We start from the raw sequence: 23,640 nt of genomic DNA, 5'->3' as shown, positions 1-23,640 counted from the left end.
GGTACGACTCCTTGCGGGCAGGGCTCGGGGGGTGGAGCGGTGGGGGCGGGGGGCTGGTGCGGGTCAGACGAGCGAGGCGTAGAGCCCGGGCCGGCGGTCGCGCAGGTAGGGGTTGTTCTCGCGCGAGGCGCTGAGCAGCTCGGGGTCGACCTCGCCGAGCACCATTTCCTCGCCGCGGCCGGCGCGGGTGCGGGTGGTGCCGTCGGGGCTCGCCAGGCAGCTGAGGCCGACGAAATCGAACTCGCCCTCGGGTCCGGTGCGGTTGACGTACGCGACGTACATCTGGTTCTCGAAGGCCCGGACGGGGACGAGGTGCTCGGCGACGAACTGGAAGGGGTGCATCTGGGCGGTCGGCACCAGGAGGAGGTCGGTGCCGGCGAGCGCGTGGGCGCGGACGTTCTCGGGGAACTCCACGTCGTAGCAGATCATGATGCCGATGCGGAGGCCGCCGAGTTCGGCCTGGACGACGGGGGTGTCGCCGGGGGTGAAGGCGTCCTGCTCGAAGCAGCCGAAGAGGTGGGTCTTGCGGTAGTTCGCGAGACGGGCGCCGTCGGGGCCGATGAGCTGGGCGGAGTTGTAGACCGTCTCGCCGTCGCGCTCGGGGTAGCCGTAGAGGACCGCGAGTCCGTGGCGCCGGGCGATCTCGCCGATGGCCCGGGCGGAGTCGCCGTCGTGGGTCTCGGCGAGTCCGGGGACGGCGTCGAGGTCGAGCGCGTAGCCGGTCAGGAACATCTCGGAGGTGACCAGCAGCCCGGCCCCCGCCCGTGCGGCGCGCTCGGCGGCCTCGTCGAGAGCCTTGAGGTTCTCGGCGACGTCGCCGAGGACTCCGGAGCTCTGGAGGAGGGCGGTGCGCAGCGGGGGCATGGGCGTACCTCTGTGGCAGGAGGGGTGGGTGCGGTCCTATAGACGGTACGTTTCGCCCTCCCGGCGCAACAAGGCGCCGATGTTGCGCGCTGGTGTGCGATTCGTTGCGCGTTACGGGGCTCTGGCGGCGATTCGTTGCGCGACGCGCCGGGGAGGGCGGTCCGTCGGCGGTCCGGCGCGGCCGGGGGGCGGCGAAGCCGCAGGTGGGGCGGTGTCGGCGGGGCCGTCGGGCCCGGTGGCCGAATGCTGCGCGGAGGGTTTCGGCGCGGTGCCGGCGGCCGGGGTCCCAGGTGACCGTACACCGGGGTCCGGCCCGGGTTTCGCCGCGACCCCGGGAAGAGGATCGTGGAGGGTGCACCGTCCGGCGTCAGCACCGGCGGACACCGTTCCGGGAGGTTCGTCATGCGCAAGGTCATGGACTGCAGGGACTACCCGAGCGAGATGAACTGCACGCTCGCGATCTCGGGCGAGGAGGAAGAGGTCATTGCTGCGGCCGCCCAGCACGCCGTGGCCGTGCACGGCCACGAGGACACTCCGGAGTTCCGGACGTCCCTGCGCGGCCTGCTGAAGGACGAGGCGCCGCAGCACGCCTGAAGCCGTCGTGGCGCGGGCTCACCGGGGTGCGGGGCCGGCAGTGCGCCCGGGTGCGGGGCGGGCGCGGCCTTACGCCGGGGCGCCCGAGGTGAAGCGGCGCAGGAGCGGGGACAGGACGAGGACGGACTTCGTGCGTTCGACGAAGGGCTCGCCCGCGATGCGCTCCAGGACCCGCTCGAAGTGGCGCATGTCGGAGGCGAAGATCTGGACGAGGGCGTCCGCGTCGCCGGTGACGGTCGACGCGGACACCACCTCGGGGTATCGCTCCAGTCCTCGCCGGATGTCGTCCGGCGAGGTGTTGTGGCGACAGTAGATCTCGATGAAGCCCTCGGTCTCCCAGCCCATGGCGGCGGGGTCGACGCGGACGGTGAAGCCGGTGATGGCGCCTTCGGCGCGCAGCCGGTCCACGCGCCGCTTGACGGCGGGCGCGGAGAGCCCGACCTCGGAGCCGATGTCCGCGTAGGAGCGGCGGGCGTCCTCGGCGAGGGCGTGCACGATGCGTTCGTCGAGATCGTTCAGTCGCACGGGGGGTGAATCACTTCTGTTCAGCGACCTCCGCGGCCGGAGCGGCCACGTCGGCCACAGTGGCCAGGCTGGAGCGGCGCATGCCGTAGAAGAAGTAGATCACGAGCCCGACCGCCATCCAGCCACCGAAGCACAGCCACGTGGCCATCGGCAGCTCGATCATGAGGTACGCGCAGAAGAGGAAGCCCAGGATCGGGGTGACCGGGAAGAGGGCGACCCTGAAGGTGCGGTTCATCTCGGGGCGGGTGTAGCGCAGGATGACGACGGCCACGTTGACCAGGCCGAAGGCGAAGAGCGTGCCGATGCTGGTGGCGTTGGCCAGCTCACCCAGCGGGATGAACGCGGCGAGCAGTCCGCAGAAGAGGCAGACGATGATCGTGTTGATCTTCGGGGTGCCGGTCTTCTCGTCGACCTTGGCGAAGGCCTTGGGCATCAGGCCGTCGCGGGACATGGCGAAGAGGATGCGGGTCTGGCCGTAGAGCACGGCGAAGACGACGCTGGCGATGGCGACGACCGCGCCGGCGGCCAGGATGACGCTCCAGAAGGAGTGGCCGGTGACGTTCTCCATGATCTGGGCCAGGGCGGCCTCGCTGCCCTCGAACTCCTGCCACGGCATGGCGCCGACGGCGACCAGGGCGACGAGGCAGTAGATCGCGGTGACGATCACCAGCGAGAGCATGATCGCGCGGGGCAGGTCCTTCTTCGGGTTCTTGGCTTCCTCACCGGCGGTGGAGGCCGCGTCGAAGCCGATGTACGAGAAGAAGAGCATGGAGGCGGCGGTGCTGATGGCGGTGATGCCGAGCGGGGCCAGCGGGGTGTAGTTGCCGGCCTTGATGCCCATGAAGCCGATGACGATGAAGAGCGCCAGCGTGACCATCTTGACGGCGACCATGATCGTGTTGATCCGGGCGCTCTCGCGGGCCCCGCGGAGCAGGAAGACCATGCACAGGAGCACCACGACGAGGGCGGGGAGGTTGATGTAGCCGCCCTCGCCCAGCGGGGCGGAGAAGCCCTCGGGGATGGTGAAGCCGAGCGTGCCGTCGAGCAGCTCGTTGAGGTACTGGCCCCAGCCGACGGCGACGGCCGCGACCGAGACGCCGTACTCCAGGACCAGGCACCAGCCGCAGACCCAGGCTATGAGCTCGCCCATGGTGGCGTAGGCGTAGGAGTACGAGGAGCCCGAGACCGGGATGGAGCCCGCCAGCTCGGCGTAGGAGAGCGCCGAGAACAGCGCGGTCAGGCCCGCGACGATGAAGGCGATGAAGACGGCCGGGCCGGCGACCGGGGTGGCTTCGCCGAGGACGACGAAGATGCCGGTGCCCAGGGTCGCACCGATGCTGATCATGGTCAGCTGCCACATGGTGAGCGAACGCTTGAGCGCGCCGCCCTCACCCTGGCCGCCTTCGGCGACCAGCTGCTCGACCGGCTTGCGGCGGAGCAGCGGGTTGGCGGGCCTGCGGGGCTCGGAAGCGAGCGGTGGCGCCTGGCCGTGGTCGAGCACGAGGGGACTCCTTGTCACTGCGGATCGACAGAGGTCGGGGATGAGGCGTCGACCGCGACGGTCCGGAGCAGGACAGGGCCCCACGGGGGGAAGGGCCTGGCATGGGGGACCGCCGAGCAGGCGATCCGCGCCACTCCACGTACAGCGAGTGAGCCTACGAGCTGAGTGATACCGCCCGTAATGGACCATCCTTGCACATTGGCGCACGATCGTTGCGCGGATCGGTCACTGACAGTCGTTTGTTGCGTGTGGATGATCGATCGCTGCGCAGGCCGCCGGAGACCCCCTTCCTTGACACCTCGTCAGATCTGCCGCAGTGTGCCGCCCTGGCTCCGGGGGCGCGCCACCGGAGCGGTGCGCCCCCGGCGGTGGAAACCGGGTCCGCGCGGGGTACGGGTGAACGCGGTGGCATCGGGGTGACGGGGCAGGCGCCCGGGTGGACGGCGGGGTCGGCGTGGAGTTCCCGTGTCCGACGATCGGAGGCGAAGGATGAGCGCACCGGTGCACGACGAGGGCAGACCCGGACCCTGGCAGGAGGTGGGCCGGGGCGGGGTTCCGGGCACCCGGCGGGGAGCGGGGCAGGACACCTGGCAGGATCCGCAGCCCTTCCTGCGCGGGGTCGCCTGGCTGGACAAGGGCCGGCCGGTGCGCGCCGACCCGGCGGACACCATGCGGCTGCCCTGGGACACCGGCGAGCGGGCCACCCTGCCCATCGGGGTCCGGTTGGAATTCACCACCGAGACCGCGCGGGCCGTCGAGATCCGCTACCGGGCCACCGTGCCCGGCCCCACGGACGCCCTGCGCGACCTCGCGCACGGCTTCGCCCTGTGGGACCGCCACGGGGTGGTCAGCGAGGTGTTCACCGAACCGGCCGCGGAGGCCGTCGTACGCATCGAACTCGGGGCCGGCGACGGCCCCTTCCACGGCCCCTTCACCATCCACCCGCCCGAGAACCAGTCCCCGCTCGTACTCGGCCTGCGCGGGATCGGCGGCGCCCTCTCCCCCGCGCCGCCCGCGCCGCGCTGGGTGGTGCACGGCGACTCCATCACCGAGGGCTGGTGGTCCACCCGCCCCGCCCACGGCTGGCCCGCCGTCGCCGGCCGGGCCCTCGGCTGGGACGCCGTCAACCTCGGCTACGCGGGCGCCGCGCGCGGCGAACTGGCCACCGCCGAACAGCTCGCGGGCCTGCCCGCGGACGTCCTCACCCTCGCCTTCGGCACCAACTGCTGGTCCCGGGTTCCCTTCTCGGCACCGCTGCTGTACGAGACCACGCGCGCCTTCCTCGAACTGGTCCGCCAGGGGCACCCGCGGACCCCCCTGCTGCTGGTCTCCCCCGTCCTGCGGCCCGACGCCGAACGCACCCCGAACAAGCTCGGCGCCACCCTGGGTGCCCTGCGCGACGCCATGGAGCGCGCCACCCGGGACCGGATCGCCGCCGGAGACGACCGGCTGGCCGTCCTCCCGGGCCGTGACCTGCTCGGACCCGAGCACCTCGCGGACGGGCTGCACCCCAACGACTCCGGACACCAGGTGCTCGGCCTCGCTGTGGCCACGGCCCTGCGGCGCGCCGGGTTCGGCGGGGGGTGAGTGAAACAGCCCACACCGGACGCGGTGAACAGATCCCGCCCACCGGGGCGTGTCCTGTGCACAGTTGCCGCCGCTGGGGGCGGCGGTACGACAGACACGATGTGGGAGAGATCAACATGGGCATGAAGCGCGCAACCACCCTCGCCGCGGCCGCCGTCGCCGTCGTCCTGGCGGCCAGCGCCTGCGGCCCGTCGGACTACAGCGCCTCGGACACGGCCCAGCCCGCCGGCGCCGCCGCCCCGGCGGCGGGCGGCCCGGGCAACCAGCCCGGCGGACAGCTCGCGGCGTCCACCACCGAGCAGCTCGGCCCCGTCCTCACCGACAGCGCGGGCCTGACGCTCTACCGCTTCGACAAGGACACCGCGAAGCCCCCGAAGTCGAACTGCGAGGGGGACTGCGCGAAGACCTGGCCGGTGGTCGCGGCCGGTGACGTCACCGCCGCCGCGGGCATGGACCCCTCCCTCCTCGGTGAGGTGGTGCGCAGCGACGGCACGAAGCAGCTGACGGTGGCGGGCTGGCCCGCGTACCGCTTCAACAAGGACGCCAAGCCCGGCGACCTGAAGGGGCAGGGCGTCGGCGGGGTGTGGTTCGCGTTCGGCCCGGACGGCAAGAAGGCGGCCAAGGGGGCCCCGGCCGAGGCCGCCCCCGCCGCTTCTGCCGCCCCGGCGGAGGCGCCCCCGGCGGGGGCCGCCCCGGCCCAGGCGGCGGACGGCCTGTCCGTCGCGAAGGACCCGAAGCTGGGCGACCACATCGTCGACGGCAAGGGGATGACCGTCTACCGCTTCAAGAAGGACTCCGCGTGGCCGATGGTCTCCAACTGCGTGGGCGACTGCGTGGCCAAGTGGCCGGTCGTGCCCCCGGTGGACAAGGCCAACGCCAAGGGCATCACGGAGAAGAACTACCTCGTCCTGGACCGCCCGGACGGCAAGAAGCAGCAGACCATCGACTGCTGGCCCGTCTACACCTTCTCGGGCGACAAGAAGCCCGGTGACATCAACGGGCAGGGCGTGGGCGGCACCTGGTACGCCGTCTCCCCCGACGGCAAGCTGATCACCGTCCAGTAGCCGGTCCGGTCCCCCGGCCCCCCACCACGGTCCGCGCGGCCCCTGCCCCACCTCCCCCCGGGCAGGGGCCGCGCTCCGTCCCGGCCTTGATCCGCCCGACTAGACTCGGCGGCATGCTGCGAGTGCTCGCTGTCGACGACGAGAAGCCGCTCCTGGAGGAACTCCTCTACCTGCTGCGCTCGGACCCCCGGGTGCGCAGCGCCGAGGGCGCCTCGGACGCCACCGAGGCGCTGCGCCGGGTCACGCGGGCCCTGGAGTCCGGTCCGGACGGGCCCGACGGCATCGACGTGGTGTTCCTCGACATCCACATGGCCGGTCTGACCGGGCTGGACATCGCCAGGCTGCTGGCCGGGTTCGCGCGGCCGCCGCTGATCGTGTTCGTCACCGCCCACGAGGGTTTCGCCGTACAGGCCTTCGACCTGAAGGCCGTGGACTACGTGCTCAAGCCGGTGCGCCCGGAGCGGCTGGCGGAGGCCGTCCGGCGGACCTGCGCGCAGCTGGGCCGGGCCGAGGAGGTGCCGGTGGCCGCCGCGGCGCCGGCGGGCCCGCCGGCCGTGGTCGCACCGCGCCGCCCGGCCCCGGAGGCCGCCGTCGCCGACCGGGGCCCGGAACAGATCGCGGTCGAACTGGGCGGTGTCACCCGCTTCGTGGCGATCGCCGACATCGCCTACGTCGAGGCGCAGGGCGACTACGCCCGCCTGCACACCGACGAGGGCAGCCATCTGGTGCGGATCCCGCTGTCCACGCTGGAGGAGCGGTGGGGGGCGCGCGGGTTCGTGCGGATCCACCGCCGTCATCTGGTGGCGCTGGCCCGGATCGACGAGCTCCGGCTGGACTCGGGCACCACCACCGTCCGGGTGGGGGCGGCCGAACTCCAGGTGAGCCGCAGGCATTCACGGGAGTTGCGCGACCTGTTGATGCGGCACGCGACCGGCTGAAACCGGTCGCCCGACGGGCCCGTTCGGCCACGTCGGACGACCGCCGGGCGCGCGCGGATGCCGTTCACCGCACCGGGAGGGGCGTACGGCGATCCACGGGAGCCGCCTGCCGCACCGGTGGCGGGAACGGGCCGCCGATGCCGTCACCGCTGCGTATCGTGGATCTTCCCGGCGCGGGAGGAGCGAGATGTCCGAGGTCCAGGCGCTGGTCGACGCCCTGAGCGGACTGCCGCGGAGGCGGCCGGCGGGGCCCGCCGAGGCCGAGGTGCTCCTCGCCCTGCTGCGCAGCGCGGCCGCCCGCTGGGCGGACATCCTGTACGAGGCCGGCGAGGGCGTCCGCGATCAGGTCCCGCCGCGCGCGGAGGCGGCGCTGACGCTGGCCTTCCGGCGGGCGGAGGAGTCGTACGTGGAGCTGGAGATCGCGCTGCGCGACTGCGCCGACCACCGCGACCCGGCCATCTGAACGCGGCGGACCCGCACGGTCCGAATCGAGCCTGTCGCCCTGGTCGCAGGCGTGCGTAGACTCCGGTCACCCGCCCCCCGGCCGAAGGACCGCCCCGGTGAACCAGACGTACGCGCTGACCGCGGTCGCCGTCGTCGTCCTGGTCACGCTGCTGCTCGGCGCCCTGGGCCTGCGGATATCCCGGACCACCTCCGACTTCTACGTGGCCTCGCGCACGGTGGGGCCGCGGCTGAACGCGGCGGCCATCAGCGGGGAGTACCTCTCCGCGGCGTCCTTCCTCGGGGTGGCGGGGCTGGTGCTGCTCCAGGGGCCGGGGATGCTCTGGTACCCGGTGGGCTACACCGCCGGGTACGTGGTGCTGCTGGTGCTGGTGGCGGCCCCGCTGCGGCGCTCCGGGGCGTACACCCTGCCCGACTTCGCGGAGGCGCGGCTGGAGTCCCGGGCGGTGCGCCGGATCGCGGTGCTGTTCGTGGTCGGGGTCGGCTGGCTGTACCTGCTGCCGCAGTTGCAGGGGGCCGGGCTGACCCTGGAGATCCTCACCGGGGCCCCGCACTGGGTCGGCGGGCTGGTCGTCGCCTGTGTCGTGAGCGTCGCGGTGGCCGCCGGGGGGATGCGCAGCATCACCTTCGTACAGGCCTTCCAGTACTGGCTCAAGCTCACCGCCCTTCTGGTTCCGGCGTTCTTCCTGATCGCCGCGTGGGCCGGGGACGGTGCGCCGCGGGCCACCTTCGACGCCCCGGCGGTCTTCCGGGAGCGCACGTCGGTGACGCTCGCGCAGGACGTGCGGCTGTCGGTGAAGGAGCCGCTCGCGGTGACGGTGACCGGGCAGGTGGACGGGCGCAGCCTCGTGTCGGAGCCGCTGGTGCTGGCCGCCGGTGAGCACTCCGTACGGGCCCACGCGCGGCTGGAGTTCGCCCCGGACACGCCGGTGCCGGATGCCCGGGAGGAGCCGGGTGCGGGGGTGGGTACCTGGTCGGAGCCGCCGTCCGGGGAGCTGCGGGAGTACCGGCTGTACGCCACGTACGGGCTGATCCTGGCCACGTTCCTCGGGACGATGGGGCTGCCGCACGTCGCGGTGCGGTTCTACACCAGCCCCAACGGGCGGGCGGCGCGGCGCACGACGCTGGTGGTGCTGGGGCTGGTCGGTGTCTTCTACCTGCTGCCGCCGGTGTACGGGGCGCTGGGCCGGATCTACGCCCCCGAGTTGGCGCTGACGGGTGACGCGGACGCGGCGGTGCTGGTGCTGCCCGAGCGGATGCTGGGCGGGCTGCTGGGCGAGTTGCTGGGGGCGCTGCTGGCCGGGGGTGCCTTCGCGGCGTTCCTGTCGACGGCGTCGGGGCTGACCATGGCGGTGGCCGGGGTGCTGCACCAGGACGTGCTGCCGAAGTGCGGGGCGCGCAGTTTCCGCTTCGCGGCGCTGGTGGCGATCCTGGTGCCGCTGGGCGGGAGCGTGGCGGTCGCGGAGGTGCCCGTGGCGGATGCGGTGGGGCTGGCGTTCGCCGTGTCGGCGTCGTCGTTCTGCCCGCTGCTGGTGCTCGGGATCTGGTGGCGCGGGCTGACCCCGCCGGGTGCGGTGGCCGGGCTGGTCACGGGCGGCGGGGCGGCGCTGGGCGCGGTGCTGGCGACGCGGGCCGGGCTGGCTCCGTCGGGCTGGACGCACACGATGCTGGCCTGGCCGGCGGCGTGGTCGGTGCCGCTCGGGTTCCTGACGATGGTGGCGGTGTCGCTGGCCACCCGGTCCCGGATACCGGCCGGGACGGCGGCCACGCTGGCCCGGCTGCACCTGCCGGAGGTCGTGGCCGGGGACCGTGCGGGGGGCCGGCGGTGACCGGGGCGGGGCAGGCCCTGCTCGCGGTGCTGGCGGTGGTGGGTGCGGTCCTGATGCTGGGCGCCGGCTGGGCGGCGGGACGCTGGCACGCGCGCCGCGGGGAACGCCTGGCGGGCCTGGACCTGGGGACTCCGGTGGAGCGGGCCACCTTCCACACGCTGCACACGGCTTCGCTGGCCGCTCCCCCGCTGCGCGCCGGGCTGACCGAGGACGCGGCCCGCAAGGCCGCCCGGCGGCTGCGGTCGCTGCTGGGGACGGAGGCGTTGTGCCTGACGGACCGGGAGGCCGTGCTGGCGTGGGACGGCCCGGGCGCCGACCACCATCAGCGGCGGGCGATGGCCCGGGTGGCGGTGATGCTGGAGTCGGGGCGCAGCCAGAGCGTGCGGACCGAGTGCCAGCGGCCCGACTGTCCGCTGAAGTGGGCCGTGTTCGCGCCGCTGACCGGCGAGGACGGGGTGCTGGGCGCGCTGGTGGCGTACGGGTCGCGGGAGTCGGCGGTGCTGGTGCGGGCGGCGACGGAGGTGGCGCGGTGGGTGTCGGTGCAGCTGGAGCTGTCCGAGCTGGACCGCTCACGGACCCGGCTGATGGAAGCGGAGATCAAGGCGCTGCGGGCGCAGATCTCCCCGCACTTCATCTTCAACTCGCTGGCCGCGATCGCCTCGTTCGTGCGGACGGATCCGGAGCGGGCGCGGGAACTGCTGCTGGAGTTCGCGGACTTCACGCGGTATTCCTTCCGGCGGCACGGGGACTTCACCACGCTGGCCGAGGAGTTGCGTTCCATCCAGCAGTATCTGGCGCTGGCCGGGGCCCGGTTCGGTGACCGGTTGAAAGTGACGTTGCAGGTGGCACCGGAGGTGCTGCCGGTCGCGCTGCCGTTCCTGTGCCTGCAGCCGCTGGTGGAGAACGCCGTCAAGCACGGGCTGGAGGACTCCACCCAGGAGTGCCGGATCACGATCACGGCGCAGGACGCGGGCCCCGACGCGGTGATCACCGTCGAGGACAACGGGGTCGGGATGGATCCGGCCCTGCTGCGCCGGATCCTGGCCGGGGAGCGCGGGGCGTCCTCGTCCGGGGTCGGGCTGCCCAATGTCGACGAGCGGATCCGGCAGGTGTACGGGGACGCGTACGGCCCGGTGATGGAGACGGGGGTCGGCGCCGGCATGAAGGTGACCGTCCGGATCCCCAAGTACCGGGCGGGCGTCCACAGTTCGCCGTCGGAGCCGGTCCCGCCGCACCGGGCCTGAACGCCCGTGGCCCCCGGGCCCGTCCGTGGACGGGCCCGGGGGCCACGGGGAGGTGCGGGAGGCGCGGGGTCTAGCTCCAGCTGGCGTGCAGCGGCTTGCCCTCGGCGTAGCCGGCGGCGGACTGGATGCCGACCACGGCCTTCTCCTCGAACTCCGCGAGGGAGCCGGCACCGGCGTAGGTGCAGGAGGAGCGGACGCCCGCGATGATCGAGTCGATCAGGTCCTCGACGCCCGGGCGGGCCGGGTCGAGGAACATGCGCGAGGTGGAGATGCCCTCCTCGAACAGGCCCTTGCGGGCGCGGTCGTACGCCGACTCCTCGCTCGTGCGGTTCTGCACGGCGCGGGCGGAGGCCATGCCGAAGGACTCCTTGTAGAGGCGGCCCTCGGCGGACTGCTGGAGGTCGCCCGGGGACTCGTACGTACCGGCGAACCAGGAGCCGATCATGACGTTGGAGGCGCCGGCGGCCAGCGCCATCGCCACGTCGCGCGGGTGACGGACGCCGCCGTCGGCCCAGACGTGCTTGCCGTACTTCTTGGCCTCGGCGGCGCACTCCAGGACCGCGGAGAACTGCGGGCGGCCGACGCCGGTCATCATGCGGGTGGTGCACATGGCGCCGGGGCCCACGCCGACCTTGATGATGTCGGCGCCGGCGTCGATGAGGTCCTTGACGCCCTCGGCGGCGACGATGTTGCCGGCCACGATCGGGACCTGCGGGTCCAGGGCGCGGACGGCCTTGATCGCGTTGATCATCGACTCCTGGTGGCCGTGCGCCGTGTCGATGACGAGCGTGTCCACGCCCGCGTCGAGCAGCTGCTTGGCCTTGGCCACGAAGTCGCCGTTGATGCCGACGGCGGCCGCGATGCGCAGCTTGCCGTTCGCGTCGGTGGCCGGGGTGTAGAGGGTCGCGCGCAGGGCGCCCTTGCGGGTGAGGATGCCGACGAGCCTGCCGTCCTCGTCGACGGCCGGGGCCAGCTTGCGGTGGCCGGCGTCGAGCTTGTTGAAGGCCTCGCGGGGGTCGATGTCGGCGTCGATGAGCAGCAGCTCCTTCGACATGACCTCGGAGAGCTGGGTGAAGCGGTCGACGCCGGACAGGTCGTGCTCGGTGACGACGCCGACCGGGCGGCCCTCGCCGTCGACGACGACGCCGGCGCCGTGGGCGCGCTTGGGCAGCAGGGACAGTGCGTCGGCGACGGTCTGGGTGGGCGCCAGCGTGATCGGGGTGTCGAGTACGAGGTGGCGGGTCTTCACCCAGGAGATGACGTCGGTGACGACCTCGATGGGGATGTCCTGCGGGATGACCACGATGCCGCCGCGGCGGGCGACGGTCTCGGCCATCCGGCGGCCGGCGATCGCGGTCATGTTCGCCACGACCAGGGGAATGGTGGTGCCGGTCCCGTCGGGCGAGGAGAGGTCGACGCCCTGGCGGGAGCCGACCGCGGAGCGGCTCGGCACCATGAACACATCGTCGTACGTCAGGTCGTACGGCGGCTTCAGGTCATTGAGGAAACGCACGTGCTGAACATCCCAGTCAATCGGAGGTGCCTCGACAGGGTGCAGCCGAGGAAACGCACGTACTTCATTCTCCCACGACCTGGCGTTCATGCCGCCCGGGCCGAACGTCCAAGGCGGTCGGGGCCGGGTGGTGGTTTCCTACGGGACCTTGGTCCCGCGGGGTGTGCGCCGGGCGGTTCCCGCAGGGGCAGGATGCACCGGTCCGGGTCACAGTGGAAGGGTCCGTACGGGTCCCGGAGTGTCCGGGCCGAGCAGCGGTGGAGGATCGATGGTGGCGACGACGCGGGACGAGGCACCCATCGCGGTGGAGGGCGGCGGCCTGGAGGTGCGGGTGCAGGAGATCGGCGGCGACCTCAGCGTCGGCTTCTTCCGGCTCCCGAAGGGCACCGATTTCACCGAGGCGCTCAAGGGGCTTCCCGGCGACATGTGCCCGTGCCCGCACTGGGGCTACCTCCTCAAGGGCAGGCTTCTGATGCGGACCGGGGACGGGGAGCAGGTGTACGAGGAGGGGCAGGCCTTCTACTGGGGTCCGGGGCACGTCCCCGTGGCGCTCGCCGACACGGAGTACGTCGATTTCTCCCCGACGGCCGAGTTCCACCGCGTCGTGGAGCACGTCAGGGGCGGGGCGGGCTGAGGGCGGCCGTGTGACGGGGCACGGGGGCCGCCGCCGGTCTTCGGTGGATGGGAGCGGCGCCGCCGGTGAGCGGGAGCGCCGAGCCGCCGTGCCGGAAGGCCGTGAACTCGGCGGCGATGGCCAGGGCGGTCTCCTCTGGGGTGGCGCCGCCGAGGTCGAGGCCGATGGGTGAGCGCAGCCGGACCAGGGCGGCGTCCGTCACCCCTTCCTCGCGCAGCCGTCTGTCGCGTTCGGCGTGGGTGCGGCGTGATCCCATGGCGCCCACGTAGCCCAGCGGCAGCCGCAGGGCCAGCTCCAGCAGCGGTACGTCGAACTTCGCGTCGTGGGTGAGGACGCAGACGGCGGTACGGGAGTCCAGCCTGCCCGCCTCCCACTGCGCGGCCAGGTGCCGGTGCGGCCAGTCGACGACGACCTCGTCGGCGTCGGGGAAGCGCTCCGGGGTCGCGAAGACGGGCCGGGCGTCGCACACGGTGACCCGGTGGCCGAGGAAGGCGCCGATCCGGGCGAGGGCTGCGGCGAAGTCGATGGCCCCGTAGACGATCAGCCGGGGCGGTTCGGCGGCGGACTCGACGAGCAGTGTCAGGGGCTCCCCGCACAGGCCGCCCGCGGTGCCGAGTTCGGTGGTGCCGGTGCGCCCGGCGAGCAGCAGGGCGCGGGCCCGGCCGGCGGCGGCCCGGTCGAGGGCGGGGCCGCCGGCGAGGCCGCCCTCGTAGGAGCCGTCGGCGTGGACGGCGAGGGCCCGGCCGAGCTGGCGCGGCGGGCCGGAGACCACGCGGGCGAGCGCGGCCCGGGTCCCGTCGGCGGCGGCGGCGAGGACCGAGCCGAGGACGGGCCGGACCGGGTCGCGGCCGCGCACCGGGGTGACCAGGACGTCGAGGACTCCGCCGCAGGTCAGGCCGACGGCGAAGGCGTCGTCGTCGCTGTAGCCGAAGCGGTGCAGGCCGCCCCGGCCTGAGGCGATCGCGTCGAGGCACAGCTCGTGGACGGCGGACTCCACGCAGCCTCCGGAGATGGAGCCGAGCGCGGTGCCGCGGTCGTCGACGGCGAGCGAGGCGCCGGGGCCGCGTGGTGCGCTGCCGCTGACGGCGACCACGGTGGCCAGGGCGAATTCCCGGCGCGCGGCGCACCACGCGCGTAGCTCTTCGGCGATGTCGAGCATCAGCGGATGTATTCGCGGCGGGGGGTCTGGCCGGGCACGTGCGGGTGCGGCGGCAGCACTGCCGGGGTGGCCGGGCGGGCTGCGGCGGAGCGGGGTGCGACGGTGGCCGGCCGGGTGAGGGCGGCGGGGCGCGCGGGGCCGGGGTAGCGGTCGTGGGCGTGCGGGCGCGCTCCGAGGAGTTTCGCGGCGTGGGCGACGCTCGCCAGGGTGGCGTGGTGGTGCCAGCCGCGGAAGGAGCGGCCTTCGAAGTCGCGGATGCCGACCGGTTCGCAGGTCTCGGTGAAGTCCAGGGAGACCCGGTCGGTGAGTTTGGCGAGCAGGAAGAGCTGGGCGAGCGGCCGGTCCCCGATGTTGGTGATCCAGAACTCTGAGGGCAGCAGGGCCGCTTCGGTCCAGGCTCCGACGAGCAGCAGCGGGGTGGGCGAGACGGGCGCGGGGCGGTCCTCGCAGGGGGTGGCGAAGATGGGGGCCGAGGTCAGCAGGGTCACCGCTCCTTCGGCCCGGCCGTGCCGGGTCCATTCGACGACGCGGCGCTGGGAGCGCAGGGAGTCGATGAGTTCGCGTGCGGGGGCGGTGTGCGGGCCGGGTTTGTGGCGGCCCGCACCGCCGAAGGAGACGGGCAGTGATCCGTCGACCTTGAAGACGAAGGGGATGTCCTGGAGGGCGAACGAGTCGATGCTCTGCGGCAGATCGCAGTTGGCGACCTCCATCACCACGGGCCGGCGCTGGAGTTGCCAGGTGGCGGCCATCCGCTGGACGGCGTGTACGGCGTCCTGGGCGGGGGTGAGGGAGCGGGCGGTGTCCGGGATGCCGGCCCGCCGGCGGCGCATGAGTTCGCTGGTCCAGGGTCCGGGAAGGGTGAGGGTCCACTCGACCGGGAAGCTGGCTTCGCTGGAGGCGAGCCAGATCCCGCTGGCCTGCTGGCAGTTGGCGGTGCGGCCGAGCTGGGGGACGAACTGCCGGCCGACGCCGACCGAGCGGTCGCCGGCCTTCTCTATGACCATGGGCTGGAGCACCCAGGCCAGGGGGCGCTGTGCGGTGCGTTCGAGGTGCTGGGCGAGTGAGCGCCGTACGGGCGTCCAGTCCCAGGGGGACTTGCTGATGAACTGCTGCAGGCTCTGCTCGACGGAACTCGCTCCGGTTCCGGCGATGTTACGGATTGTTTTCTTCCCGTTGGTCCGCACGAGGCCGTTCAGATAAACGCGGGCCCAGTTTCGCTGGTCCCGCCGGGGTAAGGACTCAAAGAGAAGAGAGATCATGACATCGATCAATTCGGAGACTTCCTTGACGGAATCCTCCGGCAGGACTGCGCGAGCCATCTGGGCCTCCCCCGCGACCAGCTAGATCCAATACCCTACTTGACCGCGGAGAACGGCCGTAGGCCCCTGCGGCTACTTCCTGAGGTCGCTGGCAGATTCGAGCCGCTCTTCCTCTACCACGAGGGGGATGGGGATCTGGTTCGCCGCATAGTAGATCGCGATCAGGAAGTGTGCGACAAGCGTGAGCGGTGCGGAGAAGAAGGCCAGGAGGACCGTGCAGGGGTAGGCGATGGCCCCGAGGCCGAAACGCACCCTGGTGGCCCGTGCGCCGTCCTTGTCCACCTGTTCGTGGAAGAGGTGCCCGACCCGGGTGACGTACCACCAGAACAGCAGGAACGCCAAGGCGTAGGCCACGGTCACGAGGCTGTAGAGGACGGCCGCCGGGTTGGCGGAGCCGCCTTCGGTGAGGTGCTCGGCGAGCACGTTGGTCGTGTACGGGATCACCGAGACCACCATCAGCACCATCAGGTTCAGGAACAACAGCGGACGGTCGACCCGCTTGAGGTGACTGAAGATGGTGTGGTGGTTCACCCACATCACGCCGATGATGAGGAAGCTCACCACATAGGCGGCGTAATGCGGCCATTGTTCACGGACTCCGTGCCAGAAGGCCGAGCCGGTTTCTTCCGGAACCTTTAGTTCCAGGACGAGGATCGTAATGATGATGGCGAATACGCCGTCACTGAATGCCTCGACCCGCCCGGTTTCATTTTCCATGACCTCCCCTTTACCGTTTTCCTGCACGCGCGCCGTGGACCGCACATACGGGGAGGGCGCGTTCACCCGCCCTCCCCGCACACGCTACCCAGATTTCCGGTCTCAGCCGCCGAAGCCGGCCGTCTGGCGCCAGATTCGGCCATCGCGGACCACAAGTGTCCCGAACGCGTGCTCCGGTTCACCGTTCAGGTTCATGATCGCCCGGTAGAAGATGGTGTCCTCGGTCTCGATGTACTCCTGCAGTTCCACCAGCGTGGGCTTCACCGTGAGATAGCCGGTGAACGTCTCGCGAACCGCTTCGATGCCCACCGAGACGCCCTCGAAGCGCAGCAGCACGGCGTCGTCGGTGTAGTTCTTCATCACCGCCTCGATGTCCAGGGCGGCCAGGGCCTCCATCTGGCGGACGAACACGGGGTGCAGCTTGGAGATGTCGTACGTGGCCATGTCGACTCCGTTTCAGCGGGGAGAGGGGCCCGGGGCGGGTGTGGCTCCAGGGCCGGTATCGGGTGTTTGCGCAGGTGAGGCGCAGGACTGGGTGCTTCCGGCGAAGGGCAGTCGGACGACCATCCGGGTCTCGCCGGGCCGCGAACGGGCGGTGAGCGACCCGTGGTGGCGCTGGGTCACGATGCGGTAGCTGAGGTGCAGCCCCAGGCCCGTGCCCTTGCCCACGTCCTTGGTCGTGTAGAAGGGTTCGAAGATCCGCGGCAGGACGTCCGCGGGGATGCCGCGGCCGGTGTCGGTGACCTCCACGACCATGCAGACGCCCTCGGACCGGACACTCAGCGTCAGCACGCCGGCGCCCTCCATGGCCTCGACGGCGTTGTCGACCAGGTTGGTCCACACCTGGTTCAACTCGCCCGGATAGCCCGTCAGTTCGGGCAGGTCCGGTTCGTACGCACGCACGATGCTGATGCCGTCGAGCTTGGCACGCAGCACGACCAGCGTGTTCTCCAGTCCCTCGGTCACCGGGAAGCGCTGCTCGGGCGCCCGGTCGAGATTGGCGTAATCCCGGGTGGCGGAGACGAGTTGGGAGATCCTGGGACCCGCGGCCCGCAGCTCGGCGGCGAGCGAGCGGATCTCCAGCAGCGCCGCCAGGTGGTCGAGCGCGCAGGCGAGGGACTCCTTGCCGACGCCCTCCGTCCGCCGCAGCAGCCAGTCCAGTTCCAGTCCGAGGTCGGAGACGCCCGAGCCGAGCAGACCGGACCGTTCGGCGCCGGCGTCTTCGGCCCAGTCGGCGATCTCCTCCTCGGCGTCGGCCTGGGCCAGCGGGTCGGTGGTGACGGGTGGCGGCAGCGTGTCCAGTTCCGCGGTGAGCCGGTCGAGGACCGAGCGCTCGGCGGGGGTGGCGGCCGCGCCCCAGTCCTGCGCGGTCCGGGTGAGCCGGTCCAGGGCGGGGGCCAGTTCCTGCGCGGCCCGGGCGACGGCGGCCGCCGGGTTGTTCAGCTCGTGCGCGAGCCCGGCGGCGAGGGTTCCGAGCGCCTCCACGGTGGCCCGTTTGCGGGCCTGCACCTCGGAGGACTTGATGCGCCAGGCCAGGACGGGGATCAGTACGGCGGCCACCCCGTGGCAGCGCGTGAGCATCTCGAAGAAGACCGCCTTGGGGTACGCCACGACCGTGGTCGACGGTCCGCTCGCGGCGGCCGTGGCCACGTAGGCGCCGTCCGTCAGGAGCGGCAGCTCGCCGGTGAACCGGTGGGCGGCCGGGGGCTTGCCGTCGTGGTCCTCGGCGGCGGCGCTGTCCTCCTCGGTGGAGTGCCGGGTGAGGACCTCCTCCCGGCCGTCGACGACCTTGGTGACGACGAGCCCGCCCGAGAGCAGCACGTGGAATCCGGTGGCCTCCTCGCCGTCCCGGAAGAGGACCTCCCCGTCGGAGAGGACCTGCGGCCGGGAGACCGAGACCAGCCAGTCCAGCTGTTCCTCGGTGATCCCGGCGAAGACCTCCAGCCCGCGCAGGGCGGCGCGCAGCTCCGGCGCGGTCATGCCCGGTGTGTTCATGCGGTGCTCCCCTCGGCCTTGGTACGGGCGGACAGGCGCAGGGTGGCCAGCAGGGCCACCGCGCACACCGCGGCGACGGCGGCCATGAAGCCGACCGAGGTGCGGTGCAGGCCGTGGACGTTGGTCAGCATCCCCGCGAGTACGGCCGGCACGCTCATCGCGAGGTACGCGAAGACGTACACGGCGGCGGTCAGTTCACCCCGGTGGGCCGGTTCGGCGAGCCCGCTCAGCGCCCGGAAGGCACCGAGGAAGGCGGCTCCCCAGCCGCTGCCGAGGACGGCCGTGGCCACCAGGAACACGGTGGCCGAGCCGAGGCCCAGCGCGAGCAGCACCAGCGCGAGTCCGGCGAGCAGGCCGATCAGTCCGAGCACGGCGGTGCGCAGCGCCCCGGTGCGGCCCAGCATGAGCTGGGCGGCGGTGGCGGCGCCGGCGAGCAGTGCGACCGTGGCCCCGCCGACGAGGTAGTTGGTGGACTGCAGCAGGGACAGGGCCAGGTGCGGGCCGAGCGAGAGGTAGAAGCCGCCCACGGACCAGACGGCGACGATGGTCAGGACGAGGACGGCGAAGCGGCCCCGGGCGCCCTGCGGGACGTGGATCCGGTGCGGGACCACCCGCAGCCGGCCGCCGGCGCCGGGAGCGCTCTCTCGCATGCGCACGACGCCCACCAGGGTGACGGCGAAGGCCCCGATGAGCAGCAGGTAGCTGAGGACGGTCGGTGCGGGCGCGTACTGGACGAGCAGTCCGGCCCCGATCCCGCCGAGCCCGATGCCCACGGTCGGCCCGGCGCTGTTGACCTGGGCGCCGAGTGCGGGCCGTCGGGCGGGGCTGAGTTCCAGCAGGGCCGCGCCCATCGCGCCGGTGGCGAGGCCCACGGCGAGACCCTGCACGGCGCGGGCGGCGAGGAGCAGTGCGAGCCCCTGGGCTCCGGCGAAGAGGACCATGGAGACGATCGCCAGGACCAGGCCGACGCCCAGGACCGGGCGCCGGCCCAGGGTGTCGGAGAGGGAGCCGAAGAGCAGGAGCCCCGCCAGCACGGTGACCGCGTACAGGGCGAAGACCACCGTGATCGTGCCGGAGGACAGGCCCCACTTCTGCTGGTAGAGCACGTAGAGGGCGGAGGGCACGGAGGAGGAGAGCATCAGCAGCACGAGGACGGCGCCCACCACCCAGAAGCCGGAGCCTCTGGGCGCACTGGCCGCGTGGGCGGCTGGGTGCACGGTTACCCCCGTGGTCGTTTTGGACGGTTCGGCCACTGCTTCACTCAACTCCCCCGTGATGGACCCCTGGTCGGGCCCCGTGGTCGGACGGTCAGGAGAGGGCCCGCTCGGCCCTCTGCAGTGCTCGGGCGGTGAGGACCCCCGCGAGGTGGCCGAGGTATTCGGCCGAGGTGCCGCGCCCGGGGACGAACAGCTCGCGGGGTTCGGCGCGGAAGGCGGCGAGGACGGCTTCCGTGCTGTACGGGCCCCCGCGCAGCCGGTCCTCCACCCCGCGCAGGCGCAGGGGCCGGGGGGTGGCGCCGGTGACGGCGATGCGCGGCCCGTCGGGGGTGATCCGTACGGCGGTGGCGCAGAGCGGGTAGCGGGTGGCGCGGTCGGCGGACTTCTCGAAGGCGGCGGCCGCGCCGGCGGCGGGCACCAGCAGGGCGGTGAGGACCTCGCCGGCGGGTGCGGTGCCGGCGGCGAACTCCTCGGCCGGGAGTGTGCTGCGGCCGCCGGTGCCTGCCAGTTCGACGAGGGCGTCGGCGGCGATGGCGGCGACCGGCAGGTCGGTGGGCCGGCCGGCGGCGGCCAGGTTGCCGCCGAGGGTGCCGAGGTTGCGGACCTGCGGGTCGCCGTTGGAACGGGCCGCGGCGGCCAGTTCCGGCGCCTCGGCGAGGACCAGCGGGTCGGCGGCGAGGTCGGCGAGCGTGGTGAGGGCCCCGATGCGCAAGCGCCGGCCGTCCGGGGTGCGGGTGGTGCCGCGCAGCTCGGCGAGCCGGCGGATGTCGACGAGCAGCCGGGCGCTGTCGGCTCCGGTGCGCAGGTCGGGCAGCAGGCTCTGGCCGCCGGCGAGCACCCGGGCGCCGCGGGTCCCGGACAGCAGGGCCAGGGCCTCGTCGAGGCCGGTGGGGCGGGCGTAGTCGAACTCGGTGAGGATCACTGGGATTCCCCTCTCAGGCGGCGCCAGACCTTCTCGGGGGTGAGCGGCATGTCGATGTGCCGGACGCCCAGGTCGGAGAGGGCGTCGACGACGGCGTTGACGACGGCGGCGGCGGGCGGGACGGTGGCGATCTCGCCCGCGCCCTTGGCTCCGAGCGGGTTGTGCGGGCTGGGCGTGACGGTCTTGTCGAGGGCGAAGAACGGCACGTCGGCGGCGCGCGGCAGGGCGTAGTGGCCGAGGTCGGCGCTGATGAGGCGGCCGTTCTCGTCGTATTCGGCGACTTCCATGAGGGCCTGGCCGAGGCCGTGCACGATGCTGCCCTCGATCTGCCCCTGGACGATCTTCGGGTTGCCGATGTTCCCGGCGTCGTCGACGGCGGTGTAGGCGACCACTTCGGTCTCGCCGGTCAGTTCGTCGATCTCGACGACGGCGACGTGCGTGCCGAAGGGGTAGTTGAAGTCCGGCGGGTCGAAGTGGGTGGTCTCGTCCAGGGCGGGCTCGATCTCCGGGGGCAGTCCCCAGCCGTACCACATGGCCATGGCCAGTTCGGCGAGGGTCTTGGCGTTCTCCGGGTTGCCCTCCTCGTGGATCCCGCCGTTCTCGTAGACGACCTTGTCCTCGGGCACGCCCAGGAAGACGGCGCCGGCCCGGACCAGTTTGGCCTTGAGCTTGCGGGCGGTGAGGGCGACGGCGGGCGCCGCCATGCTGTAGGAGCGGGAGCCGTAGGTGCCCTGCCCGTACGGGGCCTTCTGCGTGTCGCCCTCGTGGACCTGGACGGTGTCGGGGTCGATGCCGAGTTCGTCGGCGGCGACCTGCGCGAAGACCGTTCCGTGGCTCTGGCCGGTGGAGGCGGAGCCGACGGTGACGGTGACCTCGCCGGTGGGGTGGACGCGGATGTTCGCGCTCTCCCAGGTCCCGCCGAGCATGCCCTCCTGCGACATCCGGGTGGAGGGGCCGACGCCGCAGATCGCGACGTAGGTGGCGATGCCGACGCCGAGGCGCTTGCCGCGGGTGCGGGCCTCGGTCTTGCGGGCGGGCATGTCGGCGTAGCCGGCCAGCTCGATGGCCTTGTCGAAGTTCAGCTGGTAGTCCCCGGAGTCGTAGGTCCAGCCGAGACCGTTGTCGTACGGGAACTTCTCCTTCGGCACCAGGTTCTTGCGCCGCACCACCGCCGGGTCCATGCCGATCTCGCCGGCGTACCGGTCGACGAGCCGCTCCATGAGGAAGGCGGCCTCGGCGCGTCCGCTGCCCCGCTGGGCGCCGAGGGAGACGGTGTTGGTGAAGGCGGCGTACACCTCGCAGAAGGCGGCGTCGATGTCGTACATGCCGCTGATGGAGCGGCCCATCAGGGCGGTGGCGACGCCGGGGCCGATCGTCGAGGGGTACGCGCCGAGGTTGGCGTAGCTGGTGCAGCGCACGGCGGTGATGCGGCCGTCGCGGGTGCCGGCGAGGGTGACGTGCTGGCGGTGGTCGCGGCCCTGGACGGTGGAGTTCATCAGCCCGGTGCGGGTGTCCACCCATTTCACGGGCCGGCCGAGCGCCTTGGAGAGCAGCAGGACCAGGGGCATGTCGGGGTACAGGTAGCCCTTGGTGCCGAAGCTGCCGCCGACGGTCGGGGCGATCACCCGGAGCTTGTTGAAGGGGATGCCGAGGACCAGGGCGGCGAGCAGGAAGCGGTGGTTGTGCGGGCCCTGGGTGGAGGCGTAGAGGGTGTACTCGCCGGTGGCCGGGTTGTAGTCGCCGACCGCTCCGCGCGGCTCGATGGGGCTGTTGATGGTGCGCTGGTTGACCAGGTCGAGTTCGACGGTGACCTCGGCCGCGGCGATGGCCGCGTCGGTGCGGTCCTTGTCGCCGCAGGTCCAGTACGCGTTGAGGTTGCCCGGCACGGCCTCGTGGAGCTGGGGCGCGCCGTCGGCGAGGGCCTCGTCGGCGCGGGTGACGACGGGCAGCGGCTCGTACTCGACGTGGATGGCGGCCAGCGCCGCGGCGGCCTGCCGCGGGGTCTCGGCGACGACCACGGCGACGGGGTCTCCGACGTGGCGGACGGTGTCGCCGGTCAGGACCGGGCGGGCGCCGGGAAGTCCGTAGGGGTGCGGCGGAAAGTGGCTCTCGACCCCGCCGGGGATCCAGATGCAGGGCAGCGGCATGACGTCGGTGAAGTCGGCCGCGGTGGCCACCTTCAGCACGCCGGGCAGCTGCTCGGCCGCCTTGGTCTCGATGGACAGGATCCTCGCGTGGGCCACCGGGCTGCCCAGGATGGCCATGTGCGCGGTGCCCGGCAGGTCGATGTCCGCCACGTACGTGGCCTCGCCGCGCAGGAGCTGCGGGTCCTCGCGGCTGTCGAGCGGCTGCCCGAGCACGCCGCCCCGGTCGGCCGGGGCCTCCCCCGTCACTGTGGTCATGTCCCTCACACCTCCGGTGCGGCTGCGGTGGATGCGGTGGAGCCGGCGGGCACCTCGTCGCGGGTGGCGGCGCAGGCACGCTGCACCCCTCGTACGACGCTGTGGTAGCCGGTGCAGCGGCACAGGTTGCCGGTGAGCCACTCGCGGATCTCGGGCTCGGTGGGGGCCGGGCCGTCGGCGGTGGCGTCGACGAGCTCCCCGAGGGCCATGACCATGCCCGGGGTGCAGAAGCCGCACTGGGTGCCGTGCTCCTGGCGCAGGGCCTCCTGGAGGCCGGACAGTTCCCCGCCCCGGGTGGTGACGCCCTCGATGGTGGCCACCTCGGCGCCGGCGGCGGATGCGGTGAGGACCAGGCAGCTCTTGACGGACCGGCCGTCGAGGCGGACCACGCAGGTGCCGCACTGGCCGGTGTCGCAGCCGACCTTGGTGCCGGTCAGGCCGAGGCCGTCGCGGAGCCGTTCGACGAGCAGTTCGTTCGGCTGCGCCGAGAACTGCTCGGGTCTTCCGTTCACGTTCAGTGTGATATCCATGCCAGCGCCTGCGCTTCCGTGAGCGGCCGGTTGAAGAGGGGCCCGCCGGGCTGCTGGAGAATTCCCCCGGAGTGCAGCGGGCCGGTGTCGACGGGGGCGAATCCGAGATCCGTGATGATTCCCGCGACGATTTCCTTCGATTTCACGTCGTCGCCCGCGGTGAAATGTGCCAGGCGCTCTCCGGGTGCGGTTCCGGCGACGGCGAGGGTTTCGAAATGCATGGTGTTCAGTGATTTCACGACCTGGGCGGCCGGATACCACTCGGCGACCAGGTCGCTGGAGCCGCGCCCGCCGAGGTCGGCGGGGGCGCCGGGGCCGCCGAACGCGTTCGTCGCGTCCACCAGCACCTTGTCCTGCACGGCGTGTGGCGGGAGCAGTCCGCGGACGCGTTCGAACGGCACCATCAGCACCAGGAGTTCGGCCTGGGCGGCGGCCTCGGCGGGGTGCGCCGCCGAGGCCGCCGGTCCCAGCTCGGCCACGAGCGGGCCGAGGGTCTGCGGGCCCCGGGCGTTGGCGAGGACCACCTGGTGGCCCGCCGCCACGAGGATCCTCGCGAGGACCGTGCCGATACGCCCGGTGCCGATGATGCCTGTACGCATTGACGCTCCTCGGAAAGGGGGTGTC

Annotated in this window: 22 protein-coding genes; 8 read left to right on the top strand and 14 right to left on the bottom strand. The window is 72.6% G+C overall.

The genetic code is table 11. From position 1 onward, the window contains the following. Nucleotides 1-63: 63 nt before the first annotated feature. The gene (locus tag IG86_RS0130895; protein ID WP_030901325.1) at nucleotides 64-864 is read right to left on the bottom strand and encodes a carbon-nitrogen hydrolase family protein; all 801 of its coding nucleotides are present in this window, start codon (nucleotides 862-864) and stop codon (nucleotides 64-66) included. A 402-nt stretch (nucleotides 865-1,266) separates the two neighbouring features. Between IG86_RS0130895 and IG86_RS0130890 the strand changes: the two genes are divergently transcribed. Continuing rightward, nucleotides 1,267-1,458 carry a DUF1059 domain-containing protein gene (locus IG86_RS0130890; RefSeq protein WP_030830392.1) on the top strand — a complete coding sequence of 64 codons (192 nt, stop codon included), beginning with the start codon at nucleotides 1,267-1,269 and terminating at the stop codon, nucleotides 1,456-1,458. Between the two features lie 69 nt (nucleotides 1,459-1,527). On the opposite strand, the gene IG86_RS0130885 is transcribed toward IG86_RS0130890, so the two are convergent. Further along, nucleotides 1,528-1,983, bottom strand: coding sequence for an Lrp/AsnC family transcriptional regulator (locus IG86_RS0130885; RefSeq protein ID WP_030027017.1), 456 nt, complete (start codon nucleotides 1,981-1,983; stop codon nucleotides 1,528-1,530). Nucleotides 1,984-1,993: 10 nt separating this feature from the next. After that, nucleotides 1,994-3,484, bottom strand: coding sequence for an amino acid permease (locus IG86_RS0130880; RefSeq protein WP_030830388.1), 1,491 nt, complete (start codon nucleotides 3,482-3,484; stop codon nucleotides 1,994-1,996). Between the two features lie 489 nt (nucleotides 3,485-3,973). Between IG86_RS0130880 and IG86_RS0130875 the strand changes: the two genes are divergently transcribed. From IG86_RS0130875 to IG86_RS0130850, 6 genes are all read left to right on the top strand, one after another. Further along, nucleotides 3,974-5,071, top strand: a complete 1,098-nt coding sequence (locus IG86_RS0130875) for a GDSL-type esterase/lipase family protein (protein WP_078906093.1) — start codon at nucleotides 3,974-3,976, stop codon at nucleotides 5,069-5,071. A gap of 116 nt (nucleotides 5,072-5,187) precedes the next feature. Beyond that, complete coding sequence (locus IG86_RS0130870; RefSeq protein WP_030830383.1) at nucleotides 5,188-6,135, top strand: SCO0930 family lipoprotein; 948 nt, start codon at nucleotides 5,188-5,190, stop codon at nucleotides 6,133-6,135. Between the two features lie 113 nt (nucleotides 6,136-6,248). Beyond that, nucleotides 6,249-7,073 carry a LytR/AlgR family response regulator transcription factor gene (locus IG86_RS0130865; protein ID WP_030830380.1) on the top strand — a complete coding sequence of 275 codons (825 nt, stop codon included), beginning with the start codon at nucleotides 6,249-6,251 and terminating at the stop codon, nucleotides 7,071-7,073. 187 nt (nucleotides 7,074-7,260) lie between these two features. Further along, nucleotides 7,261-7,536: a hypothetical protein gene (locus IG86_RS0130860; RefSeq protein WP_030830377.1), complete on the top strand. Its 276-nt coding sequence runs from the start codon at nucleotides 7,261-7,263 to the stop codon at nucleotides 7,534-7,536. 97 nt (nucleotides 7,537-7,633) lie between these two features. Further along, on the top strand, nucleotides 7,634-9,364 hold the full coding sequence (locus IG86_RS0130855) for a sodium/solute symporter (RefSeq protein ID WP_030830374.1): 1,731 nt from the start codon (nucleotides 7,634-7,636) through the stop codon (nucleotides 9,362-9,364). Continuing rightward, complete coding sequence (locus tag IG86_RS0130850; protein ID WP_030830371.1) at nucleotides 9,361-10,608, top strand: sensor histidine kinase; 1,248 nt, start codon at nucleotides 9,361-9,363, stop codon at nucleotides 10,606-10,608. Before IG86_RS0130855 ends, IG86_RS0130850 begins: the two co-directional genes overlap by 4 nt. 70 nt (nucleotides 10,609-10,678) lie before the next feature. Here the strand turns inward: IG86_RS0130850 and IG86_RS0130845 are convergent, their stop codons facing one another. After that, nucleotides 10,679-12,121, bottom strand: coding sequence for a GuaB1 family IMP dehydrogenase-related protein (locus tag IG86_RS0130845; RefSeq protein WP_030656338.1), 1,443 nt, complete (start codon nucleotides 12,119-12,121; stop codon nucleotides 10,679-10,681). A gap of 268 nt (nucleotides 12,122-12,389) precedes the next feature. On the opposite strand from IG86_RS0130845, the gene IG86_RS0130840 reads away from it, so the two are divergent. After that, nucleotides 12,390-12,755, top strand: a complete 366-nt coding sequence (locus IG86_RS0130840; RefSeq protein WP_030830368.1) for a cupin domain-containing protein — start codon at nucleotides 12,390-12,392, stop codon at nucleotides 12,753-12,755. Here the strand turns inward: IG86_RS0130840 and IG86_RS0130835 are convergent. The 10 genes from IG86_RS0130835 to IG86_RS0130790 form a co-directional block, all read right to left on the bottom strand. Further along, nucleotides 12,736-13,914 (bottom strand): XdhC family protein, encoded by a 1,179-nt coding sequence (locus IG86_RS0130835; RefSeq protein WP_030901318.1) that lies wholly within the window; start codon nucleotides 13,912-13,914, stop codon nucleotides 12,736-12,738. The genes IG86_RS0130840 and IG86_RS0130835 overlap by 20 nt on opposite strands. Next, the gene (locus tag IG86_RS0130830; RefSeq protein ID WP_078848266.1) at nucleotides 13,914-15,233 is read right to left on the bottom strand and encodes an IS701 family transposase; all 1,320 of its coding nucleotides are present in this window, start codon (nucleotides 15,231-15,233) and stop codon (nucleotides 13,914-13,916) included. Before IG86_RS0130830 ends, IG86_RS0130835 begins: the two co-directional genes overlap by 1 nt. Nucleotides 15,234-15,305: 72 nt before the next feature. Further along, nucleotides 15,306-16,016 carry a TMEM175 family protein gene (locus IG86_RS0130825; protein WP_244306162.1) on the bottom strand — a complete coding sequence of 237 codons (711 nt, stop codon included), beginning with the start codon at nucleotides 16,014-16,016 and terminating at the stop codon, nucleotides 15,306-15,308. A 36-nt stretch (nucleotides 16,017-16,052) separates the two neighbouring features. After that, the gene (locus tag IG86_RS0130820; protein WP_030830361.1) at nucleotides 16,053-16,394 is read right to left on the bottom strand and encodes a nuclear transport factor 2 family protein; all 342 of its coding nucleotides are present in this window, start codon (nucleotides 16,392-16,394) and stop codon (nucleotides 16,053-16,055) included. 12 nt (nucleotides 16,395-16,406) lie between these two features. After that, entirely contained in the window at nucleotides 16,407-17,945 is a 1,539-nt protein-coding gene (locus tag IG86_RS0130815; protein ID WP_052714474.1) for an ATP-binding protein, read from the bottom strand. Further along, on the bottom strand, nucleotides 17,942-19,162 hold the full coding sequence (locus IG86_RS0130810) for an MFS transporter (protein ID WP_030901312.1): 1,221 nt from the start codon (nucleotides 19,160-19,162) through the stop codon (nucleotides 17,942-17,944). The genes IG86_RS0130815 and IG86_RS0130810 overlap by 4 nt, the downstream gene beginning before the upstream one ends. A gap of 91 nt (nucleotides 19,163-19,253) precedes the next feature. Further along, nucleotides 19,254-20,084: an FAD binding domain-containing protein gene (locus IG86_RS43775; protein WP_030901307.1), complete on the bottom strand. Its 831-nt coding sequence runs from the start codon at nucleotides 20,082-20,084 to the stop codon at nucleotides 19,254-19,256. After that, complete coding sequence (locus IG86_RS0130800) at nucleotides 20,081-22,486, bottom strand: xanthine dehydrogenase family protein molybdopterin-binding subunit (RefSeq protein WP_030901305.1); 2,406 nt, start codon at nucleotides 22,484-22,486, stop codon at nucleotides 20,081-20,083. The genes IG86_RS43775 and IG86_RS0130800 overlap by 4 nt, the downstream gene beginning before the upstream one ends. Nucleotides 22,487-22,491: 5 nt before the next feature. Next, nucleotides 22,492-23,004 (bottom strand): (2Fe-2S)-binding protein, encoded by a 513-nt coding sequence (locus tag IG86_RS0130795; RefSeq protein ID WP_234348875.1) that lies wholly within the window; start codon nucleotides 23,002-23,004, stop codon nucleotides 22,492-22,494. Continuing rightward, nucleotides 23,001-23,615 carry an NADPH-dependent F420 reductase gene (locus IG86_RS0130790; RefSeq protein ID WP_030830345.1) on the bottom strand — a complete coding sequence of 205 codons (615 nt, stop codon included), beginning with the start codon at nucleotides 23,613-23,615 and terminating at the stop codon, nucleotides 23,001-23,003. Before IG86_RS0130790 ends, IG86_RS0130795 begins: the two co-directional genes overlap by 4 nt. Between the last annotated feature and the right edge of the window lie 25 nt (nucleotides 23,616-23,640).

The sequence above is a fragment of the Streptomyces virginiae genome, assembly GCF_000720455.1.
Lineage (GTDB): Bacteria > Actinomycetota > Actinomycetes > Streptomycetales > Streptomycetaceae > Streptomyces > Streptomyces virginiae.
The sequence above is the reverse complement of the archived record's forward strand: the minus strand, read 5'-3'. Positions and strand labels throughout refer to the sequence as shown.

Bases quoted from the DNA above. Each gene is read 5' to 3' on its own strand.
- IG86_RS0130895 (WP_030901325.1), bottom strand. From the start codon at position 864: ATGCCCCCGCTGCGCACCGCCCTCCTCCAGAGCTCCGGAGTCCTCGGC.
- IG86_RS0130890 (WP_030830392.1), top strand. From the start codon at position 1,267: ATGCGCAAGGTCATGGACTGCAGGGACTACCCGAGCGAGATGAACTGC.
- IG86_RS0130875 (WP_078906093.1), top strand. From the start codon at position 3,974: ATGAGCGCACCGGTGCACGACGAGGGCAGACCCGGACCCTGGCAGGAG.
- IG86_RS0130870 (WP_030830383.1), top strand. From the start codon at position 5,188: ATGGGCATGAAGCGCGCAACCACCCTCGCCGCGGCCGCCGTCGCCGTC.
- IG86_RS0130865 (WP_030830380.1), top strand. From the start codon at position 6,249: ATGCTGCGAGTGCTCGCTGTCGACGACGAGAAGCCGCTCCTGGAGGAA.
- IG86_RS0130860 (WP_030830377.1), top strand. From the start codon at position 7,261: ATGTCCGAGGTCCAGGCGCTGGTCGACGCCCTGAGCGGACTGCCGCGG.
- IG86_RS0130840 (WP_030830368.1), top strand. From the start codon at position 12,390: ATGGTGGCGACGACGCGGGACGAGGCACCCATCGCGGTGGAGGGCGGC.
- IG86_RS0130835 (WP_030901318.1), bottom strand. From the start codon at position 13,914: ATGCTCGACATCGCCGAAGAGCTACGCGCGTGGTGCGCCGCGCGCCGG.
- IG86_RS0130830 (WP_078848266.1), bottom strand. From the start codon at position 15,233: ATGGCTCGCGCAGTCCTGCCGGAGGATTCCGTCAAGGAAGTCTCCGAA.
- IG86_RS0130820 (WP_030830361.1), bottom strand. From the start codon at position 16,394: ATGGCCACGTACGACATCTCCAAGCTGCACCCCGTGTTCGTCCGCCAG.
- IG86_RS0130815 (WP_052714474.1), bottom strand. From the start codon at position 17,945: ATGAACACACCGGGCATGACCGCGCCGGAGCTGCGCGCCGCCCTGCGC.
- IG86_RS0130800 (WP_030901305.1), bottom strand. From the start codon at position 22,486: ATGACCACAGTGACGGGGGAGGCCCCGGCCGACCGGGGCGGCGTGCTC.
- IG86_RS0130790 (WP_030830345.1), bottom strand. From the start codon at position 23,615: ATGCGTACAGGCATCATCGGCACCGGGCGTATCGGCACGGTCCTCGCG.